This window comes from Pedococcus aerophilus (assembly GCF_039532215.1).
GTDB classification, from domain to species: Bacteria; Actinomycetota; Actinomycetes; order Actinomycetales; family Dermatophilaceae; genus Pedococcus; species Pedococcus aerophilus.
Genome location: NZ_BAAARN010000001.1, coordinates 658,038 through 670,102, shown reverse-complemented (window position 1 = coordinate 670,102; position 12,065 = coordinate 658,038). Strand labels below are relative to the sequence as shown.

The window sequence follows — 12,065 nt, the reverse complement described above, 5'->3', positions numbered from 1 at the left end:
CGGTCAGGCCACTTCGATGGCGTGCCCGGCAGTGACGCGCAGGAGCTCTTCGTAGGTGGTGCGGTAGACGGTGTGGCTGTGGCCTGCCGCGGCCCAGACGTGGCGGTAGCGGCTCAGTGAGACGTCGACGATGGTCCGGATCGGCTCGGGGTGGCCGACAGGGGCGACCCCGCCGATGGCGAAGCCGGTGGCGGCCCTGACGAAGTCGGCGTCGGCCCGGTCGACGTGGTCGACACCGTCGAGGAGGTCGGCGATCTTGACGAGGTCGACCTGGTGGGCGCCGGAGGTGAGGACGAGCAGCGGGGTGATCGTGCCCTGCTCGTCGTGCGCGCGGAAGATCAGGGAGTTGGCGATCTCGGCCGGGGTCACCCCGATCGCCGCAGCGGCGGCGGCAGCGGTGCGGACGGCGTCGGGCAGGCTGAGGAGCTCTGGCTCCACGCTGTGCACGGCGAGGGTGGCCAGCACGCGCTGGACGGCGGGGTGCCCGGTGAGGTCGCGACCGGGGCCGGTGGCGGGTGTGGTCGCAGAGGTCGCCGCCGGGGGTGCAGAGGTCGAAGCCGGGGTGGTCGCGGGGATGCTCGCGGAGATGCTCGCGGGTGTGGTTGCTGGTGTCGTCTCGGGCGTGATCGCAGGCATGGTCGCGGGGGTGTCCGCGGGGGTGGGAGCCACCGGCTCGAGCGGGCTCATGTCCGGAGCCTAGGGCGGGTGGCCGACAGCCACCAGCGCTGCGCCCGGTGCCGACGCGCCCGGGTGCGCCGACGCGCCGATCGGCCTTGACGCGCTGTCCGAGGCCGGGTGTACGGTTCTTCTATTCGAACATCTGTTCGAAGGTTCCATCGAAGGGTGGGGCGCAGCAGGGCGGACGACTCCCGCCACCTGCAGCCCGCGCCAAGGACCACCGTGGGGCTCTGGCCCGCAGCGGGCGCCTCGACCCCGCCCCTGCAGGGCCAGAGCCACACCATCTCATCCTGCCGTGACGAAGGAGGCCTGCTCGTGGTGCGCCAGTACGAAGAACCCATCGAGGTCCGCCAACAGGCAGTCGGTGCCGTTGGCATCGCTGCCACCCCGGGCGGTCCCGTCCAGGGCGGTGCCACCGCGGGGGATCCCGGCCAGGGTGGTCCCGCCGTCCCCGAGCCCGAGGCCTTCGTGTGGCGCGGTCGGCTCTATGTCGTGCGGGCCGTCCTCGACCGCTGGCAGGAGCGCCGACCCTGGTGGCGCGAAGCACGTGAGCAGGGCAGCGGCGACGTCCTCGCCGCCGCCCGGGAGCGCCAGGTGTGGCGGGTGGAGGCCAGTGCCGGACGCTGCGCCGCCGTCGGGGTCTACGACCTCGGCGCCGACCACCAGGACCTCGGCCTGCGCTGGCGCCTGCTGCGGGTGGCGGACTGACATGACTGCCATGACGATCACGTCCGCGGTCGGCACCACGCGCAGCGCCGGAGCGAGCCTCGACCTGCTCGACCGGTCCCGGCACTCCCTGCTCGAGGCCTGCCAGACCCAGGAGGTGTCCCAGCGCTACCTGCAGGCCCAGCTCGGTGCGCTGCGTGCTGCCGCCGCCCTGGTGGCGGCTCGGGCCACCCCCGACGGCCACTGCGGTCCGCGCTCGCTGTGGGAGCTGCTGCCGACGGTCGCTCCCGAGCTCGCGGAGTGGGCCGAGTTCTTCGAGCTCGTCGCGGCCCGCCGCAGCCTGCCCCACAGCGCCCGTGAGGCCGACGACCTGATCCGCCAGGCCGAGGTGTTCCTCGACCTGGTCTGCCGCAGCCTCGGGCTGCCCGTGCACCCCGGTGGGCACGACGAGGTGCTCGTGCCCACCGCGCTCGCCGGTGGACCCGTCCCGACCCGCGCCGCGCCATGAGCGCCGTCCCCGGTGCGGCGACGGAGTTCGTGCACCTGCACGTCGCCTCGGGGTTCTCGATGCGTTACGGCACCTCCACCCCGGAGGCCCTCGTCGAGCGCGCCGCCCAGCACCGGCAGCCGATCCTCGCACTGACCGACCGCGACGGTCTCTACGGCGCGGTCCGCTTCGTCCAGGCGGCAAGCGCGGCCGGGATCGCCCCGGTCCTCGGGGTCGACCTCGCCGTGGGGCCGGACGCCCCCGGCGACGATGACGGTGGACCTCGAGGTGGCTCCGGTGCCGTCCGGTCGCCGCGGATCCCGGCCCGGGGCGGCGCGGACCGCGATCCCCGCCACCCGCGGGTCACGGTGCTGGCCCGGGGGCGGGCGGCCGGCGTGCCGGACGGAGTCGGCTGGGCGGCGTTGTGCCGCTTGGTGACCGAGACCCACCTGCGCGGGGAGCGGGGCGTCCCGGTGACCTCGGCCGCCGTCGTCGCCGCCGGGTGCTGGCGCGGTGGCGACCGCAGGTCCAGCCGTGACCACGCCAGCCCGCTGGTCGTCCTGCTCGGACCCGACTCCGACGTGGGCCGGGCCCTGCTGGCCAAGCGCGTCGACCGCGCGCGGGTCCTGCTCGACGCCTGGCGCCGACGGCTGCCCGAGGGCGCGGTCGTCCTCGAGGTGGTCTGCCACGGCGGGCCCGAGGGCACCCCGGCCTCGCGTGGGCACGCCCGTCGGATGCTCGGCCTGGCCGACGAGCAGGGGGTGCCCGCGGTGCTCACCGCCGCGGTGCGCCACGTCGACCCGGGGGAGTCGGCCGTGGTCGACCTGCTCGACGCGGCCCGCCGCCTCGTCGCCCTCGACACCCGTCACCTCGACCGGGTCACCGATGCCGCCCACCTCGCCGCCACCCCGACGATGTACTCCATCGCGCTCGACGTCACCGGCGGCGAGCGCGGTCGCGCCGACGAGCTGCTCCGGCGCACCCTGGCGCTGGGGTTGGGCTGCGCGCAGAACGCCCGGCACGACCTGGGCATCGGTTCGGTGCAGCTCCCGGAGCCGCACACGCTGGGGATCGGGCCCGGGGAGAGCCCGCAGGCGAGGTTGGAGGAGCGCTGCCGCGCGGCTGTCGCGACCCGCTACCCGGGAGTGGGGGAGAAGGAGTTCGCTGCGGTCGAGCGCCGGCTCACCGAGGAGCTCAAGGTCATCGCCGAGCTGGGCTACCCCACCTACTTCCTCACCGTCGCCGAGGTCGTCGACCTCATCCGCGGGATGGGGGTCCGCGTCGCCGCGCGCGGGTCCGGCGCAGGGTCGCTGGTCAACTACCTGCTCGGCATCAGCGGGGTCGACCCGATCCGCTACAACCTGCTCATGGAGCGGTTCTGCTCGCCGCTGCGGGCCGAGCTGCCCGACATCGACATCGACGTGGAGTCCGCCCGTCGCACCGAGGTCTACGAACGCATCCTCGACCGGTTCGGTGGGGAGCGCGTCACCTGCGTCTCGATGATGGACACCTACAAGGTGCGCCACGCGATCCGCGACGTGGGGGCAGCCCTCGGCCTGCCGCCGAGCGAGATCGACGAGATCGCCAAGGCCTTCCCGCACATCAGGGCCAGGGACGCCCGCAGCGCCATCGCCGAGCTGCCCGAGCTGCGCTCGCGTGGGCTGGACAGCCCCCGGATGCGGGTCCTGTTCGACCTCGTCGAGCGACTCGACGGACTCCCGCGCCACATCGCGCTGCACCCGTGCGGCGTGGTGCTCTCCAACGGCCGGCTGCTCGACCGCACCCCGGTGGAGGCGAGCTGGCTGGGGTTCCCGATGAGCCAGTTCGACAAGGACGACGTCGAGGCCCTCGGCCTGCTCAAGCTCGACGTGCTGGGCATCCGCATGCAGTCGGCGATGGCGCACGCGGTACAGGAGGTGCAGCGGGTCGACGGGGTGGAGGTCGACCTCGACGACCAGCGACAGGTGCCGCTCGACGACGAGGCGACGTTCCGGCTGATCCGCACGGCCCACACCCTCGGCTGCTTCCAGATCGAGAGCCCCGGCCAGCGCGAGCTGATCGGCAAGTTCGGCCCGGAGCGCTTCGAGGACCTCGTCATCGACATCTCGCTGTTCCGGCCCGGCCCGGTCAAGTCCGACATGATCACGCCCTTCCTCGAGGCCCGGCACGGCTGGAAGGAGGTCAGCTACCTGCACCCCACGCTCATCGAGGCGCTCCGGGAGACCGAGGGGGTCGTGGTCTTCCACGAGCAGGTGCTGATGATCGTCGCCGAGACGACCGGGGTCTCGCTGGCCCAGGCCGACGAGGTCCGCCGCACCCTCGGCACCCCTCGAGGTCAGGTGGAGATCGAGGCCTGGTGGCGACCTGCCGCGCTGGCACGTGGCTACAGCCCGGCCGACGTGGACCGGATCTGGGCGGTGCTCAAGGCCTTCGCGTCGTTCGGGTTCTGCAAGGCCCACGCTGCGGCCTTCGCCCTGCCGACCTACCACTCGGCGTGGCTGAAGACCCACCACCCGGCGGCATTCCTGTCCGGGGTGCTCACCCACGACCCGGGCATGTACCCCAAGCGGCTGATCCTCGACGACGCCCGCTCGCTCGGCATCGCGGTGCTCGGGCTGGACGTCAACGCCTCGACCGGCGCCTACCGTGTCGAGCGCCTCGACGACCTCGCCACGGACCCGCAGGTGCAGGACTTCGACGAGCCGTCGTGGGGCTGGTCCGTTCCCGAGCCGGCCCACCCCGACCTCCCCGACGCCCGGGGCTACGGCATCCGGCTGTCCCTGGCCGACGTGCGGGGGATCAGCGACGCCGAGGTGGCCCGGATCGTCGCGGGCCAGCCCTACGCCGGTCTCGCCGACTTCTGGCACCGGGCGCACGTCTCGCGGCCGGTCGCCGAGCGCCTCGTGCTCGCCGGCGGGTTCGACTCCCTCTACGGCATGGGGTCGCTGGGTGGTCCGGGGGGAGCCCCGCGACCCGGAGGCAGCGGCTGGGGCACCAGACCCGGGGCGAGGTCGGGCGATGACTCCGGCGATGACTCCGGCGACGGCTCAGGCGACGGCTCGAACCATGGCTCCGGCGACCGGTCAGGCTCGGGGTCCAGCACCGGCTCCACCTCAGGGGGAGGTGTCCTGGGCTCACGGGGGATGGGCAGTGGCGGCCTCGGGCGCCGCGGCCGCACCACCCGTCGTGACCTCCTGCTGCACGTCGCCGAGCTCGACCGCTACGGCCGGGCCCTGGACCGGTCGGCCAAGCGTGCAGCGCCCCGGCGCGGCAGGGGTGGGCGCGGCATACCCGTCGGCGGACGGTCCCCGGACGCCGGCGTGAGTGACGGGTCAGGGGTGCGGGCGCTCGCGGCAGGGCAGTCGCAGGCCGCGCTGCCGGTGACGGCGGCGTCGGAGCAGCCGACCCAGCTCACCCTCGACCTCGGCGACCGGCCCGAGCTCACCTCGGGCACCGGCCTGCCGGAGCTCACCGGTCCCGAACGCGTCCGGGCCGAGCTCGACATCCTCGGCCTTGACGCCAGCGCCCACGTCGTCGACTTCTACGCCCCGCTGCTCGAGGCGCTCGGGGTGACCCGCAGCCGTGACCTGCTGCGTTCGCGCAGCCGGTCCACGGTCTGGGTCTGCGGGGTCAAGGTGGCGACCCAGACCCCGCCGATCCGTTCGGGGCGACGAGTCGTCTTCCTCACCCTCGACGACTCCACCGGTCCGGTCGACGCGACCTTCTTCGAGGACGTCCAGGGGCCCTACGCCGCCACGGTCTTCCACTCCTGGATGATGCTCGTGCGCGGGGTGGTCCGTCGCACCGGACCGCGGGGGATCTCCCTGCGGGCCACCGGGGCGTGGGAGCTCACCCCGTTGTGGGAGGCGTGGACCCGCGGCGGGATCGAGGCCGTGCACGCCGCCATGGAGGACAGCGAGCGCAGCGCCACCGAGCAGGCCGAGGCGGCCGAGGAGGTCCAGCGCGCCGCAGGTCCGGGAGGGCGCAGGGTGCTGGTGCACGCCTCGGGCTTCAAGCAGTCGCCGTACGCCGACATCAAGCCCGCCGGCGGCGACGTGCGCGGGTCGCGGGCGCTGGCCCAGGGTGCCGAGGTGCCCGACGATAGCGGCATGGGTCGGCTCGCTGCCCCCCGCAAGCTGTGGCACTCCAGCCCCGGCAGCTCCGGCCACTAGGGTGAGAGCGACGATCCAGACGGCAGCACAGGAGGTGGCCCCGGTGGCCGACGAGCAGTGGCGGACCCGACGCGGTGGCGTCGAGACAGCCTTGCGGACGTCTGCGGTCTGGACCGCGGTGACGGGTCTGCTCGCCGACAAGCAGGCGGCCCGGCCGACCGGTGACGACCGCCCGCTGCGTGTCCTCGACCTCGGTGGTGGCACCGGCGGCCTGGCCGTCCCCCTCGCCGAGCTCGGCCACGAGGTCGTCGTCGTCGACCCCAGCCCCGACGCCTTGGCATCGCTGTCCCGGCGCAGCGCCGAGCGCGGGGTGGCCGAACGGGTCACCGCCGTGCAGGGTGACGCCGACTCGCTCGCCGCCATCGTCGGCGACCGCCTCGTCGACCTCGTCTGCTGCCACGGCACCCTCGAGGTGGTCGACGACCCGCAGGCCACGCTCGTCGCCCTGGCCGGTGTCGTCGCTCCGGGCGGGCACCTGAGCATCGTCGCCGCCCAGCGCCTGGCCGTCGTCCTGGCGCGGGTGCTGGCCGGCCAGTTCACCCAGGCCAAGCAGGCGCTGGTCAGCGACGACGGCCGGTGGGGGGCAGCCGACCCGCTGCCCCGACGCTTCGACGCCAGCGCCCTCCGGGCGATGGTCGAGCAGACCGGGCTGGTGGTCGAGGACGTCCACGGGGTCCGCCTGTTCAGCGACCTCGTGCCGTCGGCCCTCATCGACTCCGACGCCGACCGCACCGCGCTGCTCGAGCTCGAGGCCGCCGCCAGCAGGCACCCCGAGTTCGCCTTCCTCGGCCAGCTCGGCGCTGCGGTCCACGTCCTCGCCCGCACGTGAGTCGTCGCCAGTTCACCCTGCCGTCACGCAGCGCGGACCGGCCACCTGACGACACCGGTTGCACGGTGCTGCATGTCGACATGGACGCCTTCTACGCCTCGGCGTCGCTGCTGAGCCGTCCCGAGCTCGTCGGCACGCCCGTGATCATCGGCGGCGGCAACCGCGGGGTGGTGCTGTCGGCGACCTACGAGGCCAGGCGGTTTGGGGTCGCCTCGGCGATGCCGATGTCCCGGGCCCGCCGGTTGTGCCCGCAGGCCACCGTGATCGCGCCCGACCACGCCCTCTACAGCCAGATCTCTGCCGGGGTGATGGCCACCTTCGACACCATCACGCCGAAGGTCGAGCCGTTGTCCCTCGACGAGGCCTTCCTCGACGTCGCCGGCTCGGTCCGCCGCCTGGGCAACCCCGCCCGCATCGGCCAGCTGATCCGCGACACCATCCACGACGAGCAGGGCATCACCTGCTCGGTCGGTGTGGCCCCCACGAAGTTCGTGGCCAAGCTGGCCTCCGGGCTGGCCAAGCCCGACGGCCTGGTGGTCGTGCCCCGGGACGAGGTGGTGAGCTTCGTCCAGCAGCTCCCGGTCGGGGCTCTGTGGGGAGTGGGCGACAAGACCGAGGAGACGCTGCTGCGGCTGGGGCTGCGCACCGTCGCCGACATCGCGCACACCCCGCTCGACACCCTTCGCCGGGCGCTGGGAGAGTCCGCCGGTCCGCACCTGCACGACCTGTCGTGGGGCCGCGACCCCCGTGGTGTCGAGCCGGTGCGCCGTGAGCGCAGCATCGGCTCGGACGAGACGTTCGAGTTCGACCTCGACGACCCGGTCCAGATCCACCGCCACCTGCTCAAGCTCAGCGACCGGACCGCCGCACGGGTCCGTTCCGCGGGGATGCTCGGGCGCACCGTCACGATCCGGGTGCGCTTCGCCGACTTCACGACGATCACGCGGAGCAAGACGCTGCGCGACCCCACCGACGTGAGCCGCGAGATCTACGAGACCGCCCGCGGCCTGTATGACGCGCTGGGCCTCCAGCGCGCCCGGATCCGCCTCGTCGGGGTGCGGATGGAAGGGCTCGTCGACAGCGAGGGCGCCCCCATCCAGGGCCTGCTCGACGAACCGGACCACGGCTGGCGCGAGGCCGACCGTGCCGTCGACCGGGCCAGTGCCCGCTTCGGCGCCGGCAGCGTCCGCCCCGCTGCGCTCATCAGCGACAAGGACCGTCACCACCGCGAGCCGGGAGGCCGTGGTCGCGATCGCGACGAACGCCCTCCGCGCGACCGCTGAGCAGGGCTTTCGTCCGTCGTCCAGATCACGGTGACGGGCTCTGGCGAACGGATGGTGCAACACCGCCCGGCGACATATCCTGAGGGAGTCAGCGCTTCGCCACTGACCGGCAAAGATGCTCCTTCGCAGGCGCAACGATTCGGCGGCGCGGCGCGTTGGAGCACATGCACGCCGAATGCCAGGAGGTCACCGTGCCGCTCTCAGAGCACGAACAGCAGCTGCTCGAGCAGATGGAGCAGGCTCTGTATGCCGAGGACCCCAAGTTCGCCTCGCAGATGCAGGGGGCCGGCGCTCGCGCGGCCGCCCGCCGCAGGGTGGCGATCGGTGTCGTCGGCGTGGTCGTGGGCCTCGCCCTCGTGCTCGTCGGGGTCAACACGACCATGTGGATCGGCGCCATCGGCTTCGCGGTGATGGTCGCCGCGGTGGCCTTCGCCCTCACCCCGCCCCGCCGCGGTGGCAAGGCCTCGCTCGGCGCGGTCCAGGCGGACGGCACGGTGCGTCGCGCCGGGTCGCGTTCGAAGGCCGGTCAGGCCAAGGGTCCCAAGCAGCGCCGCACGTCCGGGTCCTTCATGGACCGCATGGAGGAGCGCTGGGACCGCCGCAAGGACAGCGGCTACTGACCGCGTCGGCCCCTCAGCGGGTCACGAGCACGGCCACGACCCAGGTGGTCGCGATGGCCAACCCGGCCAGCAGCTCGATCCCGATCGACAGGAAGACCGCACCGAGCGCGGCCCTGGTCGAGGTCCACGCGGCATACCGGTCACGGGAGTGGCCCAGCTCGACGAGGTAGATCCCGCCGACGAAGCCCACCGCGGCCCCCACCACGGGGATCACGAAGAACCCGACCACGGCGAGCAGGACGGCGAGCAGCAGGGTGGAGCGGCGCACCCCGGCGGCGCGCATCCGTCGACCTGGCACGGCGTACTGCAGGCCCATGCCGGTGACGTAGAGGAGCGCGCAGAGGCCGAAGACCCACCAACCGGCGGACGTGCTCGTGTCGAACGCCCAGATGAACACGGCGGCGAGCACGAGCAGCAGCCCGGGCAGCACAGGAACGACGATCCCCACCAGCCCGATCAGGATCAGGACGGCGGGGACCCACAGGGTGGACTCCACGGCGGAGGGTGGAGCGGTCTGCCTACCGTTCCTCGTCCGGGACGGTCGACGGCGTCTCGTGGAGACGGTCGCTCTCGTCCTGGATGTCGGCGTGCTCGCGCAGCTTCGGCAGGTGCTCGCGTCCGTGGTGGGCGCAGAACAGCAGTTCCCCACCAGCGTGAAGGCGAGCGCGCACGTAGGCCTGGGCGCCGCAGCGGTCGCAGCGGTCGGCCGCGTTCAGAGAGGGTGCCAGTGCAGTGGTCACGTCAGCCTTCCTTCATTCGTCTGTCTCCATGAGACGTCCTCCACTGGTCCGGGGTTGTCACAGGGGTGGGACAACTTGCGGGTCCAGTGCCGGTTAGAACAGTCAAGCACGCCGCGTTCTTCCCGGCGCGTATTGGGTCACCATGTGGGTCATGTCATGTCGCAATGGGTGATTCGTAGGTCAGGTGTCCGGTGGATGGGTCTGTGGCCCCACCCGTGCTCGCGAGGGGTCCAACGCGTGCCGGGTGCCGGACGTGCCGCGTGCCTGCGCAGCGGTGTCCGGGCAGCGGGTTACCCTGCGGAGACCGGTCAGCGACCTGGCCGCCAGAGCACCGAGAAGGGAACCCCGTGGCTGAAGCCACCACCGCGAAGAAGGCCGCGACGACGAAGTCCACGTCGGACTACAGCGCCCACCACCTGCAGGTCCTCGAGGGCCTCGAGGCCGTCCGCAAGCGACCCGGCATGTACATCGGGTCGACCGACGGCCGCGGCCTCATGCACTGCCTGTGGGAGATCATCGACAACGCCGTCGACGAGGCCCTCGGTGGCCACTGCGACCGCATCGAGGTGATCCTCTACCGCGACGGGTCGGTCGAGGTCCGCGACAACGGCCGCGGCATCCCGGTCGACATCGAGCCGCGCACCGGCCTGACCGGTGTCGAGGTGGTCTTCACCAAGCTGCACGCCGGCGGCAAGTTCGGCGGCGGGTCCTACACCGCCTCCGGTGGCCTGCACGGCGTCGGCGCCTCGGTCGTCAACGCGCTGTCCGCGCGCCTCGACGTCGAGGTCGACCGCGCGAGCAAGACGTACGCGATGAGCTTCCGCCGTGGCGAGCCCGGCTACTTCCCGGACGTCGCGACCGCCGACAAGGCCCCCGACCACGAGTTCACGCCGTATGAGCGCTCCAGCGAGCTCGCGGTCGTCGGCAAGGCCAAGCGCGGCGTGACGGGCACCCGGGTGCGCTACTGGGCCGACGAGCAGATCTTCCTCAAGGACGCGGCCTTCGACTACCCGAGCCTGGTCTCGCGCGCTCGGCAGACGTCGTTCCTGGTCCCCGGTCTCACGCTGGTCATCCGCGACGAGCGCGGCCTCCCGGGCACCCCCGGCGAGCAGGGCCCGCACGAGGAGACCTTCGTCCACGACGGCGGCATCTCCGAGTTCGCCGAGTTCCTCGCCCCCGACACCGCGGTCACCGACGTGTGGCGGCTCCAGGGCACGGGCACGTTCACCGAGACGGTGCCGGTCCTGGACAGCAAGGGCCACATGACCCCCATGGCCGTGGAGCGCGAGTGCGGCGTCGACATCGCGGTCCGGTGGGGCACCGGGTACGACGCCAAGGTCAGCTCCTTCGTCAACATCATCGCGACGCCCAAGGGCGGCACCCACATCGCCGGGTTCGAGCAGGCGATGCTCAAGGTGTTCCGCAAGCAGCTCGAGGTGAACAGCCGCCGCCTCAAGGTGGGCAGCGACAAGCCCGAGAAGGACGACGTCCTCGCCGGCCTGACCGCCGTCGTGACCGTGCGCCTCGCGGAGCCGCAGTTCGAGGGCCAGACCAAGGAGGTCCTCGGCACCAACGCCGTCCGCGCCATCGTGTCCAAGGTCGTCGAGCAGGAGCTCACCGCGGCCCTGACCTCGACCAAGCGCGGCGAGAAGGCCCAGGCCGCCCTGCTGCTCGAGAAGGTCGTCTCCGAGATGAAGTCGCGCATCAGTGCGCGTCTGCACAAGGAGACCCAGCGCCGGAAGAACGCCCTGGAGTCCTCGACCCTGCCGGCCAAGCTCGCCGACTGCCGGTCGTCCGAGGTCGAGCGGTCCGAGCTGTTCATCGTCGAGGGTGACAGCGCCCTCGGCACCGCCAAGCTCGCGCGCTCCAGCGACTACCAGGCGCTGCTCCCGATCCGGGGCAAGATCCTCAACGTCCAGAAGGCCTCGGTCTCGGACATGCTCAAGAACGCCGAGTGCGCCGCGATCATCCAGGTCATCGGTGCGGGGTCGGGACGCTCGTTCGACCTCGACACCGCCCGCTACGGCAAGGTCATCATCATGACCGACGCCGATGTCGACGGCGCCCACATCCGCACGCTGCTGCTGACCCTGTTCTTCCGCTACATGCGTCCGTTGGTGGAGGCCGGGAGGGTGTATGCCGCCGTGCCCCCGCTGCACCGCATCGAGGTCGTCAACAACGGCGCCAAGAAGAACGACCTCATCTACACCTACTCCGAGAAGGAGATGCGGACGACGGTCGCCTCCCTCGGCAAGCGCGGCAAGAACATCAAGCAGCCGCTGCAGCGCTACAAGGGCCTGGGGGAGATGGACGCCGACCAGCTCGCCGAGACGACGATGGACCCCCGGCACCGCACGCTGCGCCGGGTGACCCTCGCAGACGCGGAGATGGCCGAGCACGTCTTCGACCTGCTCATGGGCAACGACGTCGGTCCCCGCAAGGACTTCATCGTCGAGTCCGCGGCCGAGCTCGACCGGGAGCGGATCGACGCCTGAGGGCGGGAGCAACACCACGCAAACGGCACGACACACGCGGTATGGCTGTGCGCCATACCGCGTGTGTCGTTGCCGCCGGTGCCGTTCTGCGCCAC

10 protein-coding genes are annotated in these 12,065 nt (G+C 72.4%); 7 read left to right on the top strand and 3 right to left on the bottom strand.

What is annotated here, in order from left to right:
• Nucleotides 1-3: 3 nt before the first annotated feature.
• Nucleotides 4-687, bottom strand: a complete 684-nt coding sequence (locus tag ABD286_RS03110; protein WP_344190150.1) for a YbaK/EbsC family protein — start codon at nucleotides 685-687, stop codon at nucleotides 4-6.
• A gap of 156 nt (nucleotides 688-843) precedes the next feature.
• On the opposite strand from ABD286_RS03110, the gene ABD286_RS03105 reads away from it, so the two are divergent.
• The 6 genes from ABD286_RS03105 to ABD286_RS03080 all read left to right on the top strand — a co-directional run bounded on the left by ABD286_RS03105 (nucleotide 844) and on the right by ABD286_RS03080 (nucleotide 8,735).
• The gene (locus tag ABD286_RS03105; protein WP_344190148.1) at nucleotides 844-1,386 is read left to right on the top strand and encodes a DUF6504 family protein; all 543 of its coding nucleotides are present in this window, start codon (nucleotides 844-846) and stop codon (nucleotides 1,384-1,386) included.
• 1 nt (nucleotide 1,387) lies between these two features.
• Nucleotides 1,388-1,852: an SAV_6107 family HEPN domain-containing protein gene (locus tag ABD286_RS03100; protein WP_344190146.1), complete on the top strand. Its 465-nt coding sequence runs from the start codon at nucleotides 1,388-1,390 to the stop codon at nucleotides 1,850-1,852.
• Nucleotides 1,849-6,003 (top strand): DNA polymerase III subunit alpha, encoded by a 4,155-nt coding sequence (locus tag ABD286_RS03095; protein ID WP_344190144.1) that lies wholly within the window; start codon nucleotides 1,849-1,851, stop codon nucleotides 6,001-6,003. Before ABD286_RS03100 ends, ABD286_RS03095 begins: the two co-directional genes overlap by 4 nt.
• 43 nt (nucleotides 6,004-6,046) lie before the next feature.
• Nucleotides 6,047-6,832 carry a methyltransferase domain-containing protein gene (locus ABD286_RS03090; protein WP_344190142.1) on the top strand — a complete coding sequence of 262 codons (786 nt, stop codon included), beginning with the start codon at nucleotides 6,047-6,049 and terminating at the stop codon, nucleotides 6,830-6,832.
• On the top strand, nucleotides 6,829-8,115 hold the full coding sequence (dinB, locus tag ABD286_RS03085) for a DNA polymerase IV (protein ID WP_344190140.1): 1,287 nt from the start codon (nucleotides 6,829-6,831) through the stop codon (nucleotides 8,113-8,115). The genes ABD286_RS03090 and dinB overlap by 4 nt, the downstream gene beginning before the upstream one ends.
• Nucleotides 8,116-8,306: 191 nt before the next feature.
• The gene (locus ABD286_RS03080) at nucleotides 8,307-8,735 is read left to right on the top strand and encodes a DUF3040 domain-containing protein (protein ID WP_344190137.1); all 429 of its coding nucleotides are present in this window, start codon (nucleotides 8,307-8,309) and stop codon (nucleotides 8,733-8,735) included.
• 13 nt (nucleotides 8,736-8,748) lie between these two features.
• Here ABD286_RS03080 and ABD286_RS03075 read toward each other — a convergent pair whose 3' ends face one another.
• Both ABD286_RS03075 and ABD286_RS03070 read right to left on the bottom strand, forming a co-directional pair.
• A complete protein-coding gene (locus ABD286_RS03075) occupies nucleotides 8,749-9,231 on the bottom strand; it encodes a DUF456 domain-containing protein (protein WP_344190135.1) in 483 nt (160 codons plus the stop codon).
• 22 nt (nucleotides 9,232-9,253) lie between these two features.
• On the bottom strand, nucleotides 9,254-9,475 hold the full coding sequence (locus ABD286_RS03070; RefSeq protein ID WP_344190133.1) for a DUF7455 domain-containing protein: 222 nt from the start codon (nucleotides 9,473-9,475) through the stop codon (nucleotides 9,254-9,256).
• Between the two features lie 347 nt (nucleotides 9,476-9,822).
• On the opposite strand from ABD286_RS03070, the gene ABD286_RS03065 reads away from it, so the two are divergent.
• The gene (locus ABD286_RS03065; RefSeq protein WP_344190131.1) at nucleotides 9,823-11,970 is read left to right on the top strand and encodes a DNA gyrase/topoisomerase IV subunit B; all 2,148 of its coding nucleotides are present in this window, start codon (nucleotides 9,823-9,825) and stop codon (nucleotides 11,968-11,970) included.
• Nucleotides 11,971-12,065: the final 95 nt, after the last annotated feature.